The organism is Ensifer sp. ENS07 (assembly GCF_014852185.1).
Taxonomy (GTDB): Bacteria; Pseudomonadota; Alphaproteobacteria; order Rhizobiales; family Rhizobiaceae; genus Ensifer; species Ensifer adhaerens.
The window spans coordinates 92,440-109,272 of the sequence record NZ_JACVBE010000006.1; the positions used below are offsets into that span (position 1 = coordinate 92,440).

The 16,833-nt window shown below is 58.8% G+C and carries 18 protein-coding genes and 1 pseudogene; 13 read left to right on the forward strand and 6 right to left on the reverse strand.

Translation table 11 applies throughout. The features are described 5' to 3' along the window. Positions 1-85 precede the first annotated feature (85 nt). The 9 genes from IB277_RS19710 to IB277_RS19750 all read left to right on the forward strand — a co-directional run bounded on the left by IB277_RS19710 (position 86) and on the right by IB277_RS19750 (position 7,327). Positions 86-922, forward strand: coding sequence for an ABC transporter substrate-binding protein (locus IB277_RS19710; RefSeq protein ID WP_060583876.1), 837 nt, complete (start codon positions 86-88; stop codon positions 920-922). Between the two features lie 100 nt (positions 923-1,022). After that, positions 1,023-1,697, forward strand: a complete 675-nt coding sequence (locus tag IB277_RS19715) for a 4-carboxy-4-hydroxy-2-oxoadipate aldolase/oxaloacetate decarboxylase (RefSeq protein ID WP_192371403.1) — start codon at positions 1,023-1,025, stop codon at positions 1,695-1,697. Between the two features lie 52 nt (positions 1,698-1,749). After that, positions 1,750-2,517 (forward strand): SDR family oxidoreductase, encoded by a 768-nt coding sequence (locus IB277_RS19720; protein WP_192371404.1) that lies wholly within the window; start codon positions 1,750-1,752, stop codon positions 2,515-2,517. Next, positions 2,486-3,061, forward strand: a complete 576-nt coding sequence (locus IB277_RS19725) for a gluconokinase (protein WP_371813627.1) — start codon at positions 2,486-2,488, stop codon at positions 3,059-3,061. Before IB277_RS19720 ends, IB277_RS19725 begins: the two co-directional genes overlap by 32 nt. Then, positions 3,061-4,008 carry a 2-hydroxyacid dehydrogenase gene (locus IB277_RS19730; RefSeq protein ID WP_192371405.1) on the forward strand — a complete coding sequence of 316 codons (948 nt, stop codon included), beginning with the start codon at positions 3,061-3,063 and terminating at the stop codon, positions 4,006-4,008. Before IB277_RS19725 ends, IB277_RS19730 begins: the two co-directional genes overlap by 1 nt. Positions 4,009-4,017: 9 nt before the next feature. Further along, the gene (locus tag IB277_RS19735; protein ID WP_192371406.1) at positions 4,018-5,049 is read left to right on the forward strand and encodes an L-idonate 5-dehydrogenase; all 1,032 of its coding nucleotides are present in this window, start codon (positions 4,018-4,020) and stop codon (positions 5,047-5,049) included. 853 nt (positions 5,050-5,902) lie between these two features. Beyond that, a complete protein-coding gene (locus IB277_RS19740; RefSeq protein ID WP_192371407.1) occupies positions 5,903-6,220 on the forward strand; it encodes a hypothetical protein in 318 nt (105 codons plus the stop codon). Between the two features lie 439 nt (positions 6,221-6,659). After that, the gene (locus IB277_RS19745; RefSeq protein WP_192371408.1) at positions 6,660-6,914 is read left to right on the forward strand and encodes a type II toxin-antitoxin system Phd/YefM family antitoxin; all 255 of its coding nucleotides are present in this window, start codon (positions 6,660-6,662) and stop codon (positions 6,912-6,914) included. Beyond that, positions 6,914-7,327: a type II toxin-antitoxin system VapC family toxin gene (locus tag IB277_RS19750; RefSeq protein ID WP_192371409.1), complete on the forward strand. Its 414-nt coding sequence runs from the start codon at positions 6,914-6,916 to the stop codon at positions 7,325-7,327. Before IB277_RS19745 ends, IB277_RS19750 begins: the two co-directional genes overlap by 1 nt. 224 nt (positions 7,328-7,551) lie before the next feature. Here the strand turns inward: IB277_RS19750 and IB277_RS19755 are convergent, their stop codons facing one another. The 3 genes from IB277_RS19755 to groES form a co-directional block, all read right to left on the reverse strand. Next, positions 7,552-7,854 (reverse strand): DUF982 domain-containing protein, encoded by a 303-nt coding sequence (locus IB277_RS19755; RefSeq protein WP_192371410.1) that lies wholly within the window; start codon positions 7,852-7,854, stop codon positions 7,552-7,554. Positions 7,855-7,977: 123 nt separating this feature from the next. Then, on the reverse strand, positions 7,978-9,606 hold the full coding sequence (gene groL / locus IB277_RS19760; RefSeq protein ID WP_192371411.1) for a chaperonin GroEL: 1,629 nt from the start codon (positions 9,604-9,606) through the stop codon (positions 7,978-7,980). A 56-nt stretch (positions 9,607-9,662) separates the two neighbouring features. Continuing rightward, entirely contained in the window at positions 9,663-9,977 is a 315-nt protein-coding gene (groES, locus tag IB277_RS19765; RefSeq protein ID WP_192371558.1) for a co-chaperone GroES, read from the reverse strand. Positions 9,978-10,256: 279 nt separating this feature from the next. Here groES and IB277_RS19770 point away from each other — a divergent pair, with 279 nt between their 5' ends. The 4 genes and pseudogenes from IB277_RS19770 (at position 10,257) to IB277_RS19785 (ending at position 11,927) form a co-directional block, all read left to right on the forward strand. Continuing rightward, on the forward strand, positions 10,257-10,529 hold the full coding sequence (locus tag IB277_RS19770) for an usg protein (protein ID WP_192371412.1): 273 nt from the start codon (positions 10,257-10,259) through the stop codon (positions 10,527-10,529). 204 nt (positions 10,530-10,733) lie between these two features. Further along, the gene (locus IB277_RS19775) at positions 10,734-11,210 is read left to right on the forward strand and encodes an Hsp20 family protein (protein ID WP_060583894.1); all 477 of its coding nucleotides are present in this window, start codon (positions 10,734-10,736) and stop codon (positions 11,208-11,210) included. A gap of 65 nt (positions 11,211-11,275) precedes the next feature. Next, positions 11,276-11,524: pseudogene (locus IB277_RS19780) on the forward strand (DUF982 domain-containing protein); the annotation flags it as partial. Positions 11,525-11,624: 100 nt separating this feature from the next. After that, the gene (locus IB277_RS19785) at positions 11,625-11,927 is read left to right on the forward strand and encodes a DUF982 domain-containing protein (protein ID WP_371813628.1); all 303 of its coding nucleotides are present in this window, start codon (positions 11,625-11,627) and stop codon (positions 11,925-11,927) included. Positions 11,928-13,371: 1,444 nt separating this feature from the next. Here the strand turns inward: IB277_RS19785 and IB277_RS19790 are convergent. The 3 genes from IB277_RS19790 to IB277_RS19800 all read right to left on the reverse strand — a co-directional run bounded on the left by IB277_RS19790 (position 13,372) and on the right by IB277_RS19800 (position 16,581). Next, positions 13,372-13,770: a response regulator gene (locus tag IB277_RS19790; RefSeq protein ID WP_060583902.1), complete on the reverse strand. Its 399-nt coding sequence runs from the start codon at positions 13,768-13,770 to the stop codon at positions 13,372-13,374. A gap of 13 nt (positions 13,771-13,783) precedes the next feature. Then, on the reverse strand, positions 13,784-14,890 hold the full coding sequence (locus tag IB277_RS19795; protein ID WP_060583903.1) for a PAS domain-containing protein: 1,107 nt from the start codon (positions 14,888-14,890) through the stop codon (positions 13,784-13,786). Between the two features lie 155 nt (positions 14,891-15,045). Further along, positions 15,046-16,581, reverse strand: coding sequence for a sensor histidine kinase (locus IB277_RS19800; protein ID WP_192371414.1), 1,536 nt, complete (start codon positions 16,579-16,581; stop codon positions 15,046-15,048). Positions 16,582-16,833: the final 252 nt, after the last annotated feature.

Here is a 16,833-nt window from a genome sequence, read left to right on the forward strand (position 1 = left end):
CAAAGTGCTGGAGCGTCCTTTGTGCGTTCACGTGAACGCACAGCACTCTAGAGCAAGCAATGACCAACAACGAAGGAGAACAGCAATGAAGTGCAGGCATCTTATCCTCGGAATGACGGTTGCGGCAGCGGCGCTCGCAGGTCCGGCCAAGGCCGATCAGCTTGAAGACATCATCGCGAACAAGACATTGCGTTGTGCGACCTTCGCGGACGTACCGCCTTTTGCCGCTCCGGACGCAAAGACGCGCGAGATGGCCGGCTTCGACGTCGATCTTTGCGGCGCGATCGCCCGCGAACTTGGCGTGAAGGCAGAGATTAAGCCCGTTTCGGTCGAAGCTCGCGTGCCGGAGGTCAAACTCGGCCGGGTCGACATCACCGTTGCAAATCTTGCCTACACCCAGAGCCGTGCCGAACAGATCCAGTTCAGCGATCCCTATTATCTGGCCAAGGAAATGCTGATCGTGCCAGCGGACGATGCCGGTAAGGCAAAGACCGACTATGTCGGCCAGCGCCTGGCCTCCACCAAGGGCTCGACTTCAGAGATGTCGATCAAGCTCAACAAGTCTGATCCGCTCACCTTCCAGGACACGGCATCGGCCTATCTCGCCGTGCAGCAGGGCAAGGCGCGCGGCATGGTCGCCAACACGATGACGACCACCAAGCTGGTCAACGAATCGAAGACCCGCGGCAAGGCAATGCGCATGATCCCGGAGCCGATGCTGTTTCAGCCGATCGGTATCGGCATGGCAAAGGATCAGCCGGCACTGACGTCCAAGATCAACGAAGTGCTGCGCAAGCTCGACGATAGCGGCGAGATCAACAAGATCTGGGACAAGTGGCTCGGCCCGAACACCGAATACAAGATGGCTCGCACCGACAAGGTTGCACCGCTTTCCGAATTGAAGTTCGACCCGATCCCCTGATGGGGCCGGGCCGCGCCTAAGCGGCCCCGTTTTTTTCGAATGTCTTGAACAACACAAACGGCGGGCGTTGCGCCCGCCGCGACCACCCATGGGAAAAATCATGACGCATATCAAGAAAATGCCCATTCGCCCGAGTGCCGCCGAAGTGGACGCGGTGGCGAAGTTTTCGCCAGCAACGATCCATGAGGCGCAGGGGCGCCGCGGGGCACTGTCCTCCCGCATCAAGCCTGTTGACTACCGCATGAAGCTTTGCGGTCCGGCCTTCACGGTCCGTTGCGCGCCCCGCGACAACATCATGCTGCAGCTTGCGATCAATTACGCGCAGCCGGGCGACATCATCGTCGTTTCGGCGGGCGAATACGAAGAGGCCGGATCGTTCGGCGACGTGCTGGCCAACGCGTGCCTTGCCAAGGGCATCGGCGGTCTTGTGACTGACAGCGGCGTGCGCGACACGATGCAATTGCGCGAACTCGGCTTCCCGGTGTTTTCGCTCAGCGTCTGCATCAAGGGCACGGTCAAGGAAACCCTGACCGCAACCAACGACGCGATCATCATCGGTGGAGAGGTTGTCCATCCCGGCGACATCATCGTCGGCGACGCCGATGGCCTGGTCGTGGTGCGGCGCGAAGAAGCATTTGAGGTCGCCAAGCTGTCGCAAGCGCGAGAAGATGCTGAAGCCGAGTACATCGCCGCATACAAGGCAGGAAAATCGGTCATCGAAGTCAGCAATCTCGAGCCGGTGCTGAAGGCAAAGGGGCTCTTGGTCGAAGGCTGACCAAAGGCCGGGGCGTCTCCTTCGAGGCGCCCGGCGGTGAAGGAGAACAGGTTTGTCATTTCCACTTTTCGACCTCAAGGGCCGTCGCGCCCTGGTGACGGGCTCGTCGCAGGGTATCGGGCTTGCGCTGGCGCGCGGTCTCGCTGAACACGGAGCAGCACTCGTCCTCAACGGTCGCGACCGTTTAAAGCTCGAGGCGGCCGCCGCCGCATTGAAGGACGCTGGCCACCTGGTCGATGTCGCCGATTTCGATGTGACGGACGCGGAAGCCGTAAAACGTGGCGTCGATCAGATCGAGCAGGATATCGGCGCCATCGACATCCTCGTCAACAATGCCGGCATGCAGTTCCGCGCGCCGCTTGAGGATTTCCCGGTCGACCGCTTCGAACAACTGCTGAAGACCAATGTTTCGAGCGTCTTTTATGTCGGCCAGGCGGTCGCCCGGCACATGATCGGGCGCGGTTCTGGCAAGATCATCAACATCGCCTCGGTGCAGAGCGAGCTCGCCCGACCGTCGATCGCGCCTTACACAGCGACCAAGGGCGCGGTGAAGAACCTGACGCGCGGCATGTGCACCGACTGGGCAAAGTATGGCTTGCAAGTGAATGCGATTGCGCCCGGCTACTTCAAGACGCCGTTGAACCAGGCCTTGGTTGATAGCGCCGAGTTCTCATCCTGGCTGGAAAAGCGCACGCCGGCGGCCCGCTGGGGCGATGTCGAGGAACTCGTGGGGGCCGCGGTCTTCCTGGCGAGCAACGCCTCCTCTTTTGTTAACGGACACACGCTCTATGTCGATGGCGGCATCACCACAAGTCTCTGAGGTCTGCCGCGGCTTTGGCCCGGTCGTTGTCATGGGTGTGTCCGGCTGCGGCAAGTCCGCGGTCGGCGAGCGGCTCGCCAGCTATCTCGGCGCGCGCTTCATCGAGGGCGACAGCCTGCATTCGGTCGCCAATGTCGAAAAGATGCGCAGCGGCATTCCACTGACCGACGCCGATCGCTGGCCCTGGCTCGACGAGGTCGGCGGCCGGCTGGCCAGTCCGACGGCGACCGTAGTGTCGTGCTCGGCCCTGAAGCGCACTTACCGCGAACGCCTGCGGGAGGTCGCCTGGCAGCCGATCACCTTCGTCTTTCTGCAGGGAAGCCGGGCGCTGCTTGCGGCGCGGCTCGGTGAGCGAAAGGGCCATTACATGCCGCTGTCGCTGCTCGACAGCCAGCTTGCCACCCTCGAACTGCCATCGGGGGAGGCGGACGTCGTGACCATCGAAATCGATCAGTCGCTGGAGCGCATCGTTGCGCTGGCGATGAACACGCTGGCGATCCGCGCGGGTCGCGCCGCCAGTGAACCAACCACGGGAGGAAACTGATGACGAGACCGGACATTCTGCTGATGGGTCCTTATCCGGACTGGGACCTGGTGGAACTCGAAGCGCGCTATGCGGTCCACAAGATCTACGAGGCTGAAGATCGGGATGCCTTCCTGAGAGCGCATGGGCCAAAGATCCAGGCGATCGCCACCAGAGGCGAAATTGGCGCATCGGCGGATCTGATCGGCAGACTGCCGCAGGTCAAGATCGTCTCCGTCTATGGGGTCGGTTATGACGCCGTCGATCTTGCCGCCTGCCGCGAGCGCGGCATTCGCGTTACCAACACCCCGGACGTGCTGACCAATGACGTTGCCGATCTCGGCGTCGCGATGATGCTCTGCCAGTCGCGCGGCATGATCGGCGCGGAAAGCTGGGTCAAGGACGGAAGCTGGGCGGTGAAGGGCCTCTATCCGCTGAAGCGGCGGGTCTGGGGGCAGAAGGCCGGCGTGCTCGGCCTCGGCCGCATCGGTTTTGAGGTCGCCAAGCGCCTCAAGGGCTTCGACATGGATATCGCCTATAGCGACGTCTCCGAGAAACCCTATGCCGACGGCATGACCTTTGTCGCCGATCCGGTCGCATTGGCAGAACGCTCCGACGTGCTGTTCGTGACGCTCGCAGCCTCTGCCGCGACACGCTACATTGTCTCGAAGCAAGTGATCGAGGCACTCGGTCCGCAAGGCATGCTGATCAACATCTCGCGCGCCTCCAACATCGACGAGGATGCGCTGCTCGATGCGCTCGAAAGCGGCGCGCTGGGGTCGGCGGGGCTCGATGTCTTTGAAGGCGAGCCGAAGCTCAATCCCCGCTTCCTGAAGCTCGACAATGTCCTGCTGCAGCCGCACCACGCCTCCGGCACGATCGAAACCCGCAAGGCGATGGGCAAGCTGGTGCGTGACAATCTCGCCGCGCATTTTGCCGGCCAAGTTCTGCCCACCCCTGTCGTCTGAGGCCATAAGATGAAAGCCGTTGTCATTCACGCCGCCAAGGATCTTCGGATCGAGGATCGCGAGCCGGAGGCGCCGGGAACGAACCAGGTCGAAGTTCAGATCGAAGCTGGCGGTATCTGCGGGTCGGATCTCCACTATTATAACCATGGCGGCTTCGGCACGGTGCGGCTGCGCGAGCCGATGATCCTCGGCCACGAGGTCGCCGGCACGATCAAGGCGCTCGGATCAGGTGTCTCGGCCTTGGCTGTCGGCGACCGGGTGTCGGTGTCACCGAGCCGTCCTTGCGGGGCCTGCGACTATTGCCAGCGCGGTCAGCAGAACCATTGCCTCGACATGCGCTTTTACGGCAGCGCCATGCCGATGCCGCATATTCAGGGAGCGTTCCGGCAGCGGCTGGTTGCCGAGGCGTGGCAGTGCCACAAGATCGCTGACGGCGTCTCGATGAACGAGGCGGCGATGGCCGAGCCCTTCGCCGTCACCCTTCATGCCGTCTCGCGCGCGGGCTCTTTGCTCGGCAAGCGGGTTCTGGTCACCGGCTGCGGGCCGATCGGGGCGTTGGCGATCATCGCCGCGCGTGTTCACGGCGCGCGCGAGATCGTCGCTACAGACGTGATGGACGGAGTGCTCAACAAGGCACTCTCGATCGGTGCGGACAGGGTGATCAATGTTGCCAACAATCCCGATCAGCTCTCAGCCTACGCCGCCAACAAAGGCTATTTCGACGTTCAGTTCGAGGCCTCGGGAAATGCGCAGGCGGTGCGCTCGGGCCTCGACGTCCTGAAGCCGAGGTCAGTGCTCGTCCAGCTCGGGCTTGGAGGTGACGTTGCCATCCCGCAAAACCTTGTGGTGGCGAAAGAGATCGAGATGCGCGGGACGTTCCGGTTCCATGAGGAGTTTGGCCTGGCCGTCGATCTCATCAATGCGGGCCGGGTGGACCTGACCCAGCTGTTGACCGGGATCTTCCCGCTGGAGGATGCGGTGCGCGCCTTCGAGACCGCCGGCGACCGCAGTCGTTCGATGAAGGTGCAACTTGCCTTCTAGCCCAATCGCCCGCGCTGAATAACATCAAGCCCGCGTCCATTTCATCACGGAGGCAATCACGCGTCACAGGCGGAAATCGGCCTCGGCGTCATGGGCTCGAGCCCTCCGGGGATTGAAAGCGCGCCGTGGCGTCATCATTGGTGACGCCAGGTGGACTCGTCACGCGCATACAGCGAGGCCTTTTTGTGTGCCCAGATCGCAACTCTTCCGGTAGGGGAATGCCATGAAAAAAGTTGCACCAATGATCACGTAGAATGGCTCTCGAACCCCACGTCTGGGCCGGGTCTCTGCCCACTACGTCACAGATTTTCTGCCACGATTTTGCGCCCATTCCCTTCATCCGCAACGCGTCTGTCGTGGAAACATGCTTCATTTCGTCCACGGACTCGTACCCTCGCCGCTCGAGTTCAGCGAGAAGCTTTGGATTTCTCAAGTTCAAGTCTGAAACTTTCGTGAATGTTGAGCAGGTCTGCTCGCCATGCGCGATTATAAGAATCTACAATAATGGAAGGCAGGGGACCCTCGGTCGCCCGATTCATCCACCCCCGCGAAATTGTCCCCGGAAGGGATTGGCATTATGCCCGCCCTCCAGGCCCCGCTCTCCCGGACATGGGGGCGTTTTCTTTGAGCGGCTGCGCCTCGGACTTAGGTCCGGCGTGGTCGCGCAAAGGCCCGGGTTCCATTGCCGAATCCTAATTGCTCCGCCAATTGCCGGTTAAGCACCAGCGGTATCAGGAGCCGCTGCCGTTGCAGCCAGAGATCACCGAGCGCAGCTCCGCAAGCGTCGAGCCGGGACGGTTCAGCTGAGGTTCAGGCTTGAGGAGCCAAGCTGATGATAGAAAGGATGCGTCAAATGAAAATTCTAACATCCACCCTTGGCGCCGCCGTCCTGGCGGCATCCTTCGCGTTACCGGTAAACGCCGCGCCTATTTACGTGCCGAAACCGCAACAAGTGCAGACCGGCGATGTCGAACAGGTAAAGCACCGGAAACATCGTCATGAGCATGCGGATCGCCACTGGAAGCGGAAGTACGCCCACCGTCACTGCGGCTACTACGACAGGTGCTACCCCCGCTATTCCCGGTATTACGGCTATCGTGACCATTACCGATACGGCTATCGAGACTACTACCAGCGGCGGCAAGGCGTGACAGTCTATTTTAACTTTTAGCCGGCGACTCTCGCTTAACACCGCCCTTGGGAGACCCTGGGGCGGGCGTTCTCCTCGGCGGCGTTAATCGCCTTTTGGGGTCATCTTTTTTGGGGAGGACCGGGAACCCATTTGCGGTATCGGCGTTCCTGGCTTTGTGGAACCCTTTCCCCGATCAGGGTGACACCTTCACAATCCCTCCGGAAGTGAAGTCCGATAAGTGCCCATGGCCTCGTCGCTGCCCGACGGGGCCATTCCTTTCTGATAGCTTCGTGGTCATGCCCGCATCAGATAGGGCTTCCGCAAGCCGCGCAATTTGTAGGATTCTCAATGTAAGCGCGGAGCCAGTCGCCGCATATAAGCGGGCAGAGCTCTATCGGTCGCTCGTTGTTTTCTCACTTTAAATCGCGAGTGAAAGGAATTATATAGCTAGACAGTCTAGCCAACTTGGAGTGAAGCTATGGAATGGCAACTGCAGGACGCCAAGAACCAATTCTCGAAGGTGGTGCAGAAGGCGCGCCATGAGGGGCCGCAGATTGTCACGCTGCGCGGCGAGCGCGCAGCCGTTGTACTGTCCGCTCATGACTACGACGCCCTACGCGCTGGCCGGCCGACGTTGGTCGATGACCTGCTTGGAGGTCCCGCTTGGGACGACCAACTCGCTGATGCGGTGAATGTACGCATCAAGACGCCAAGCCGCGATGTGGCCTTCTAATGTATCTGGTTGACACAAACATTGTCTCAGAGGCGCGACGTGGTACGTCGCAAGCCGTGTCCTGGCTGCGCTCCGTCGATCCGCTCAGCATCCATTTGAGTGCGCTCACCCTCGGCGAAATCATGCGCGGCATTGCCCTCAAACAGAAGTCGGATCCGAAGACTGCCGCGCACCTAACCGAATGGCTGAGAAAACTGCGCCACGACCATGGCGACCGCATTTTGCCTATAACTGACCAAATCGCGGTCGAATGGGGCCGCATCGCCGCAATCCGGCCACGTGGCGATGTCGACGGGTTGATCGCCGCGACTGCCATCGTCCACGATCTCATCCTCGTCACACGCAACGTCAAGGATTTCGAAGACACAGATGCCTCCGTAATCAATCCTTGGGAAACGTCGGCGTGGGGATAGGTGGGCGACGAGCGTGTTATGAGAGGGCCTCGCGAGAGGAACGTTGCCTAATCCGTCTTGGACAGTGCGTGCAGGCCCAGCCTTTTTCGAAAGCCACTTCGGCCGGTAGTCCACAGAAATCACGTGATTTTAGCTAGATCTGACCCTCATTGGTCAAGACCGGGCTTTCTGTCCGTCGCACCCAGACGCAAAGCCGACCTGAGGTCGGCACTGTTAAGGTTCGTTCACGGCGAGATCCGACCGCCACCAGATCTTGCTTTGACAATCCACGGCAGAACCGCGGGAGCTTTCACGAGTATACCCTTCTTCTTCGCGAAGGCGCGGAGTGCGTCTCGAGCCACCTGAAGGGGCTTATGTCCGTCGTGGGCCAGGTAGCACGCCTTCAGGGTGGCGTCGTGAATGATGTCGCGGTCTCCTTTGGACCACTCCTCAAGGAAATCGATCGCATCGTCCAGGTTTGTGATTTCGAGGACCAGATCCTTCCTTTCACGCAGGTAAACTGGCCGGTCAAACATCTTCGAGTGCATTTCTACCTCACTGAATAGCTGCGGCACCAACACCAACCTGGGAGCTAGGAAGCCTACCCAGTCGGCGGGCTCGATCGGTCTCGGTCAGGCCCGCCCTTGAGGGAGCGAGCCTGAACCATCACGTTAGAAGTCCATGCCAGGTCCGGCGGGCAGAGGCGGAGCCATATCCTTCTTCGGCTTCTCGGCGATCATGGCTTCGGTCGTCACCAGGAGACCTGCGACGGAGGCCGCATCCTGAAGTGCGGTGCGCACGACCTTGGCCGGGTCGATTACCCCTTGAGCATAGAGGTCACCGTATTCTCCCGTCTGGGCGTTCCAGCCGTAGGAGAAGTCCGTCTTCTCGCGAAGTTTGCCGACAATGATCGAGCCTTCGGCACCAGCATTCTCGGCAATCTGGCGAACCGGGGCCTCGACCGCACGTCGCACGATCTCGATGCCAACCTTTTGGTCTCGATTGGCCGAAGGGAGATGGTCGAGCGCCTTGACGGCCCTTAGCAGCGCGACACCGCCGCCCGGAAGAATACCTTCCTCAACGGCCGCGCGGGTGGCGTGCAGCGCATCGTCGACGCGGTCTTTCTTTTCCTTCACCTCTACCTCAGTCGACCCGCCCACTCGAATGACAGCAACACCGCCGGCGAGTTTGGCCAGGCGCTCCTGGAGCTTCTCGCGATCGTAGTCGGACGTGGTTTCTTCGATCTGGGCGCGGATCTGTGCGACACGGCCGTCGATATCGGCTTTGGCGCCAACGCCGTCGATGATCATTGTGTTCTCCTTCTCGATCGCAACTTTCTTTGCCCGACCGAGCATGTCGAGGGTGACGTTCTCGAGCTTGATACCGACGTCGTCGGAGACAACCGTGCCGCCGGTGAGAACGGCGATATCTTCAAGCATGGCCTTGCGGCGATCGCCGAAGCCCGGAGCTTTGACCGCTGCAATCTTCAGGCCGCCGCGCAACTTGTTGACGACAAGTGTCGCAAGCGCTTCGCCCTCCACATCTTCAGCGATGATCAGCAACGGCTTGCTGGATTGCACTACCGCTTCGAGAACTGGCAGCATGGCCTGAAGGTTGGAAAGCTTCTTTTCGTGGATCAGGATGTAGGGATCGTCAAACTCAGTCCGCATCTTGTCCGCATTGGTTACGAAATACGGGCTGAGATAGCCGCGGTCGAACTGCATGCCTTCAACGACTTCGAGTTCGGTCTCTGCAGTCTTGGCCTCCTCGACGGTGATGACACCTTCATTGCCCACCTTCTGCATCGCCTCAGCCAGGTAGCGGCCGATCTCCTCGTCGCCGTTGGCCGAGATGGTGCCGACCTGGGCGATCTCCGAGTTGTTGGAGATCCTGCGGGCGTTGGTCTTGAGTTCCTTCACGATCGCGTCAACAGCAATGTCGATGCCCCGCTTAAGATCCATAGGGTTCATGCCCGATGCAACGGCCTTCGCGCCTTCCTTGACGATCGCTTGCGCAAGCACAGTGGCCGTGGTCGTCCCGTCACCGGCGAGATCGTTGGTTTTGGAGGCGACTTCGCGCAGCATCTGCGCGCCCATATTCTCGAACTTGTCTTCCAGCTCGATTTCCTTGGCGACCGAGACACCGTCCTTGGTGATGCGAGGGGCGCCAAAAGACTTGTCGATAACGACATTGCGCCCCTTTGGGCCGAGCGTCACCTTGACGGCATTGGCAAGAACATCGACCCCACGCAGCATGCGTTCACGGGCATCGATATGAAACTTGACTTCTTTCGCAGCCATTTCCTTAACTCCTCAATAGGCAGCTATTTGACTGATGGATTTATGGTGTCGTTGGCTCAAGCTGCCTGCTTGCGCTCGACCTGGGCTTCGAGGACACCGAGGACATCGCTTTCTTTCATGATAAGCAGATCTTCCCCATTTATCTTGATCTCGGTGCCTGACCACTTGCCGAACAGAATACGGTCGCCTGCCTTGACGTCCAGCGCCTGGACCTGGCCCGCTTCATTGCGTGCGCCAGGTCCGACGGCAACGACTTCGCCCTCCTGGGGTTTCTCCTTTGCCGTATCAGGAATGATGATACCGCCCCTGGTTTTCTCTTCTGAATCAACCCGGCGGACGAGAATGCGATCATGCAGCGGTCGGAAAGACATGTTTTCCTCCAATGGACAAACACTAGTGACGTTGTTCCCCCATCACGAGACCGGACAGTCCGGACGGGTGCAAAACCTCGAATGAGCGTCTTGCGGAAAATCATCTGGTTTCACAATTTTTCAAATTCAAGGGGTGAACTCAAAAAAATCAGCACTCGCATCGTGTGGCTGCTAACTTGCTGTAAAGTAACAAGAAAGCCTTCCTTGACGTTCAGAATTTCGTTGATGACCGCGAACAATTGCGCCAACTTGGTGCTTGTTGAGCAACGGAGATGAAACATGCGATATTCATCGGATCTCGAGCGTCAAATAAACGGCTACGGACTGACCACCGCGCATATCCTTTACCGCATTCCCGATTTCAGGTCCGTTCTGCAGACCTATATCTGGCAGGATTACGATCTTGCTCCCGACTTTCCTGAAATGCAGAAATTCCTCGATTTCTGGCAAGCCAATCTCGACGGTCCGCTGCATTCCGTTCGCTATACGCATCACCATCTGATCGGCCCAAATGAGTGGCGACGCGTGGATGGCGAGTTCCGACTGAACTGAGCCTTCGGCCGGGCTTTTGAGCCTGCAGATGCAGCCGTTTACGAACGTCGAAAAGCGCACGTGATTTTTTTGTTATGGGCCCTTGAAACTGAAGTCCACCCTAACCAAATCGCTTGCCGCCAGCCGCTCGTGTCAGGGTTGGCCTTGCTGGAAGCGTCGTCTTTCGGCGCTTCCATACCCATGTTGCTCAAGGAGGATATGGCTATGGCAACAACTTACGACTACGCACCCCTTTTCCGTTCGACCGTCGGGTTCGACCGGCTCTTCAATTTACTCGAAAACGCGCAGCGCGCTCGTTCGATGAGTGATTGGCCCCCCTACGACATTGCCAAGACAGGTGACGATAGCTATCGGATCTCGATTGCGGTGGCCGGCTTTACTCGCGACGATCTCGACATCACGTTTCAGACCAATCTTCTGACGGTCGTCGGCAAGAAGCAGGAGACCTCTTCCGAAGCCTATCTGCATCGCGGGATCGCCGGCCGACCGTTCGAGCATCGGTTCGAGCTTGCCGACCACGTCCGGGTGATGGGCGCGGATCTGAACAACGGCCTTCTAGAGATCGATCTCGTGCGGGAAATCCCGGAGGAGATGAAGCCACGCAAAATCGCGATCGAAACAGCTGCGGCGGTTGAGCAGTCAAAAGCTCAGATGCAAATCGAAGCATCGAATGCCGCGTAGCTGACGTAAATTGGGCGCCGGTTTCAAGGCGCCCATCGGCATTGCGGGTTGGAAAGGAGAGCACGATGAAACCCGATATGTTCGAGCGGCCTGTTAGCATCCTTGTTGGCATTGGTTTCCCCGGTGAAATCCGCTCCGTGATGGACGCTTATCGTCTCCTCGTCGATTGGCCAGCCCCGTCGGGGGATGCGGCGCATTCGGTGGCGATCAAGGCATGTCTGGCTGCATTACGGGGAGAGGTTGAAGCCGAGACGGTGCGGGGTCTTTTCGTCGCCTTCGCCGAAAGGCATCATCTTCTAGCGCCGGCGATGGACGCAAGCATCCCATTTGCGCAGCAGGCTTTTGAGACCGGCCCCGTGCCTGGCACGGCCGTTGGAGAGTCTTCGTATGGCATCAATGCGAAGGGAGGTCACCATGCTTAATCCCGAAATACTACTCATGGCACCCATCTCGGTTCAGATGAAGGACGGCACACGGCAGGTATTTGCGTCTGTCAACGACGCTCTCGATTTCCTGGAAGGCGAGTGGACTATTTATAGAGGCCGCAAGCACAGTAGGGCGGTTCAAACTTGTCGCCGGGCGCTTAACCGAATGACGCCGGTTGCCATCGCACGCGAAGCGTTCGTTGAAGCCTGTCGAGACGCTGGAATGTCGACAGATGCCGAGAGGCCGTTCGGCGCCAAACCTGATGCTGGTGGCCACCATTCCCCAATTTAGAATGCTATAATCCGAGAAACCCGAAGCGCCCGACTCCCCACTTCTCGAGGCCGCTCGTGCGCCAGATTGCTTTAGCCGCAGGGGCATGTGAGAGACGAGGGTCATCGACCCGGTCGCCGGCGCGACCGGGTAGGAGACGAGAAATCAACCTCCGTAGAAACCAGTCAGAACCCTCGTACGAGCGGAGTGGCTTGTGGGTACCTCTGCACGATCCCTTACCTCGCCCCTACAGCAGCTGGACGGGGCGACTTCGGTTGCAGAGCAGAGGCGTATCCGTCGCCGCTTGTCAAACCGCGTTGCGGAATAACTGGTTCCAGCCCTCGGCAAGCGACAGGTCGTTCGAGCAGAGAGGGGCGGCGAGGGTGGGCGGCGACCGCACCCTTCTTACATCGATTGACGACTCTGTTTGATCGACAGGTGAGGCCCAAGCAAGGAGCCTTTGGAGTTTGAGCCACGCATCCGTCATGTACGGTCGACGAATGCCGCTGGCTCAGACCCGAACCGCGTCGGTTCGAAATGAAACTGGCTGGATCGTCGCGTGGCTCGGAACGTCGACCGACGTCCACGAGATGCGGGAGTTGCAGGAACATCAGAAGGTCCTCGTCGCTGAGCTGCAACACGGTAATCACCTGGATGTGGTGCTTGCGATGTCAAGAAGACGTCAGGCCCCAGAGCGGACCTGCATACCTCCCGGGCTCGCTTCCGTGACCAGCTGTGTGGCCGTCCAAAATCTACTCTCTCAATTGATCTGACCGCGTTACATTTGATGAAATGAGCCATGCTGAACCTGCCGCGATGGATGGTTCGACGGACCGAGCGACGGAAGCGGCCGGGTGTTAGACAAGCACTTGGTTGTCGAAGCCATCGGCCTTTCAGCCGAGGGACGACCGATGAAAGCGTCAGCGAAGACTCTTTGAGAGGATTATCTTGTGCAAGCCTCAGCACTTCCTATCTCAGATTCCACCCTCGACATGGAGCCTCGAGATGGACCAGATGGCACGAAAAATCCCTACCGATCGCGTGATCGAAATCATCCCGCCTGCGCCCGTAAAGCGGGACGCGCGGAGCACTTTGACGTGTCAGTGTTGTCAAAAGCAGTTCCCAGCCTCACGTATGGACGTCGACGGTTGTGGCATATGCGAGGAATGTCTCGCCCCGTAGGCATCTGCAGGGCGAGTGGCGCGTTCAAACTGGCCTGACGTTTGCGGCTCGTACCAGACTACGTCCAAGCGAAGCGCAGGCCCGCGTTCCGCGGCTCGGATAAGACTGCATAAGAGCCAGTTCGGCCGGCAGAACGTTCCGGCGGTGCAGTAGGGGTCTGAGCGGGCGAGCGGCGCTGTCGCCGAAACGCACCAGCTGCTTGGCACTTGAGATGGGCACAGGCATGCGATCAGAGCAAGTGGTGTGAGATAATCGACGGCGCCGGTGCTACTCCGGAGATGCTTTATTGAAAGATTGTGAGGCTTGAGGGAGGTGGTGGCAGATCCTCTCCAGATAACACCGCCCGCAGATACGACAGAGCGTTTTGTAGGCCGTTGGCCGAGTAAGGTTTCTCGATAGCGCCGAGTGCACCCGCGAAGTCCGCCGGAATTCGTTTAAGGTTGCCTGAGACAAAAACGAAGGGGATGCCCCTCGAGGCCAAGTATCGACCGATATCAATACCAGTCGGACCATCGCGCAGGTGGATATCGACGAAAGCGAACTCTGGTTGTTCTCGCTCGACGAGCGCAATCGCTTCGCTTGCATCGCTTGCCAGGCCGATAACCCTGTAACCGCTGGACTCGACCTCATGTTCAAGTTCCAGGGCCAGGAGCATTTCGTCTTCGACAATCAGGGTTCGCAAATATCGGCCCTTCCTAATCTCCTACCGGCAGCGTTACACGAACTTCCGTGCGGTGACCGGAAACCTCTCGCTCGCTCGTTGCCCTTAGCTGCCTGATCGAGGCGTCAAGCATGGCGCGGCTGAAGGACTCTTGTTCTGAGTCGACCTCGACGGGAGTGACCGTATCCAGCACTCGTATGAGCAAGTGTCCGTTGAGCCTTCGGACTTCGAGGTGTATTTCGCCTCCGCCATCACTCAGGCCGCGTCGGACTGCATCACCAACGAGTTCGTTAACGATAAGGGCGAGCGCCGAAGCTTTCGACGCCGAGACTGTCACAGAATGAAGGTCGGTAGTTAAGATGATGTCCGGCTTTTTTAAAGAACCCACGATTTCGGTAACTAGGTCTCGACCGAAATCGGCCACATCGAACTGACCAACGCGGTTATCATTGAGAAGCTTCCTTTGCGCGGCACTCAGAGCCTCGACGCGGTCGAGTATTGATCTAAGTGTCTGTGCGACCGTAGGGTTGCTGGTCATCCGCATTTGCAATCTGATGATCGAGGCGATTGTCAGAAGGTTGTTTTTAACCCTGTGATCGACCTCGTGGACAAGGGCAGTTTTCACGCGCAGCGCTTCCATGAGCTCCGCAGTGCGACTTGAGACTTCCTCCTCCGCAAGCTGGCGCGCCTTGGCCAGCTCGGCTTCTTTGCTTTTGGTGCTCGTGAAGTCGAGTTGTGACGCGAAGAAGTAGATCACTGCGCCGCCCTGATCGCGGACGGGGCTGACAAACAGCGCGTTCCAGAAGCTGCCCCCGTCCTTACGGTAATTGAGGATATCGACCGAGACATCGCGCGCTTCTGAAATGGCATCCCTGATCTTAGCGATCGCCGCTTTGTCGGTGTCCGGCCCTTGGAGAAGGCGACAGTTCCGGCCGACCAACTCATTCTGACTGTAGCCGGTCAACTCCGTGAAGGCTCGGTTTGCAAAGATGATGGGATTATCGTCCTGCCTTGGATCGGTAATTAGCATCGGCATGCGTGTGGCCTTGAACGCAGCCGCGAATGGGTCTTCAGATGGGTGTGAAGCTAAGAGGCGGTCGCCCGCGTCACGGGCGTCACGAAGGTGGTTTTCGTCGGCCATTTTGCTCATCCAGGTCGGCTGTTGCGGGCCACCCAAACAACTGATTGCAGATGATAGGTATCTATCCGCGCGTTTTGTGTTTTCAAGGTTTTCCGAAATGGGCGCGCACACGGCATCTTATGAGGCCACGCAAACAGTCTTGGCGAGATTGCTCCTCAGTCTGTTAGACCGAGCTCGACTTGCGCGATAAAGTGCGTGCCTTCTGTTGACTTGTACTCAAATGAACCGCGCAACTGACTTACGACCCCTCGAATGATGCGGCTGCCCATGCCTTTGCGCACAGTCGAGGCATCAAAGCCAACGCCGTTGTCGCAGATGGTAAGCAGGGAGCGGCGCGAAGACACTTTGTGGAACGCTATTTCGAGCTTCCCTGGGCGGCCGTCCGGAAACGCGTATTTAAGACTGTTTGTCACGACCTCGTTCACAAGGAGCGCGACGGCCGTGGCCTGTTCGGGTGTCAGGTCAAACTCACCGATATCGTACCGTACGGATACGTTGTCAGAATAGGCGCTGACGAGTTTGTCCACGATCGACGGGATAAGATCACGGGCGGACAGGGCGTTGAACTGGTCGCGATCATATATTTGCTCATGGACCGCGATCATGGCGCCGATCCGGTCAAAGAGCGACTTCTGTGCCTCGGGCGGCAGTAGCTGCATGCGGATGACGCCCTGCACAGCCTGAAAGTTGTTTTTGACCCGATGATGGATTTCGCGCAGCAGAAGGCGATTGTCCTCAAGTGCGGCCTCAAGTTCGGCGGATTTCTTCACATCGCGCTTAACAAGGTGCCTGACCCATCCTCCTGCGGCAAGCGATGAAGCGGCAGCAAGTGCCATAACGGCGATCGCGATGAAGACGTCATTGCGGAAGGGGACCAGCCCGACACGGTAGTCAGCCGACGCGAGCGCAACGATGTCCGTTCCCTCAACAACCCGATAGGCGACCATACGGTGCTCGCCGTCCGCTGGAGATATTGCCTCGTAAGTCCCGTTGGGCGAGGAGGGAAGGTAGTCTGTAAACAGAACGTACTTGCTCATGTTCAACGGACCGTCGGGGGCGGGGTAGCGTGCGACGAGTTCTCCGTCCTTGCGGATCATGCTGATAGTCGAATTCGTGCCGAGAGAGACGGCCTCCCAAACATCTTTCAGCAGGTCGCTCCCTTGGAACGACACCATTGCAGCGCCGACGAACACGCCGTTCCGTTCCAGGCGCCGGCTGAACACGAATATCTGCTGATTGTTGAGTCTGCTGACCAGGAGTCCGGAAACGAAAGTTTTCGCTCCCTTCTCGACGGCGGCGAAGTATTCGCGGTCCCTTATGTCGATGGGCTTTATATCGGGATCGGTGGACAGAAGTGTCCGGCCGTTCCGGTCGACGACGTAGGCCTGAACCTGACCCGGAAGATTAGAAACCGCCTCGTTGATGTTCTTGACGTCATCCGTGGCAATGCCCAGCGTCGGTCCAAGAGCGTCATCAATTCGTTGAAGTGTCTGTGCCGAGAGCGCGCTTATCCATGAGGCGTTCGTGGATACAATTTTCGAGGCGGCAATTGCGCGCTCTTCGGTCCGCCGTATCGCGGCATGATAGCTCTCGTATAACCACAGGCTCAGTAGTACGACAAGCGCCGCAAACATTGCCGCAATGACAAACGTCGCGGCTCTGGACACCGTAACCGTCAGACTTCTCACCATGCCCCAGTCCCTAAAACCTGAGTACATATTAGAAGGCTTCTAATCCAATGCAAGAAACTCCACCCCTCGATCGGACGCCTTTCAGTCCTGGTCACCAAGCACCTGGGCATCATGGAAGCTCCGGCCGATAGATCCTCAAGAGTAGGGTAGGCTGGGAAGCGCCAAGCGACCAAGCAGTACGTGCCTCTCTCACTCTCGCCATTCCCTTGTACGGCCGGAGGATGCATATTCGGTAACTCCGTACGGGCTCTG

Coding starts and splice junctions, on each gene's coding strand:
- IB277_RS19710 (WP_060583876.1), top strand. CDS start 86: ATGAAGTGCAGGCATCTTATCCTCGGAATGACGGTTGCGGCAGCGGCG.
- IB277_RS19715 (WP_192371403.1), top strand. CDS start 1,023: ATGACGCATATCAAGAAAATGCCCATTCGCCCGAGTGCCGCCGAAGTG.
- IB277_RS19725 (WP_371813627.1), top strand. CDS start 2,486: ATGTCGATGGCGGCATCACCACAAGTCTCTGAGGTCTGCCGCGGCTTT.
- IB277_RS19730 (WP_192371405.1), top strand. CDS start 3,061: ATGACGAGACCGGACATTCTGCTGATGGGTCCTTATCCGGACTGGGAC.
- IB277_RS19735 (WP_192371406.1), top strand. CDS start 4,018: ATGAAAGCCGTTGTCATTCACGCCGCCAAGGATCTTCGGATCGAGGAT.
- IB277_RS19740 (WP_192371407.1), top strand. CDS start 5,903: ATGAAAATTCTAACATCCACCCTTGGCGCCGCCGTCCTGGCGGCATCC.
- IB277_RS19745 (WP_192371408.1), top strand. CDS start 6,660: ATGGAATGGCAACTGCAGGACGCCAAGAACCAATTCTCGAAGGTGGTG.
- IB277_RS19750 (WP_192371409.1), top strand. CDS start 6,914: ATGTATCTGGTTGACACAAACATTGTCTCAGAGGCGCGACGTGGTACG.
- IB277_RS19755 (WP_192371410.1), bottom strand. CDS start 7,854: ATGCACTCGAAGATGTTTGACCGGCCAGTTTACCTGCGTGAAAGGAAG.
- groL (WP_192371411.1), bottom strand. CDS start 9,606: ATGGCTGCGAAAGAAGTCAAGTTTCATATCGATGCCCGTGAACGCATG.
- groES (WP_192371558.1), bottom strand. CDS start 9,977: ATGTCTTTCCGACCGCTGCATGATCGCATTCTCGTCCGCCGGGTTGAT.
- IB277_RS19770 (WP_192371412.1), top strand. CDS start 10,257: ATGCGATATTCATCGGATCTCGAGCGTCAAATAAACGGCTACGGACTG.
- IB277_RS19775 (WP_060583894.1), top strand. CDS start 10,734: ATGGCAACAACTTACGACTACGCACCCCTTTTCCGTTCGACCGTCGGG.
- IB277_RS19785 (WP_371813628.1), top strand. CDS start 11,625: ATGCTTAATCCCGAAATACTACTCATGGCACCCATCTCGGTTCAGATG.
- IB277_RS19795 (WP_060583903.1), bottom strand. CDS start 14,890: ATGGCCGACGAAAACCACCTTCGTGACGCCCGTGACGCGGGCGACCGC.
- IB277_RS19800 (WP_192371414.1), bottom strand. CDS start 16,581: ATGGTGAGAAGTCTGACGGTTACGGTGTCCAGAGCCGCGACGTTTGTC.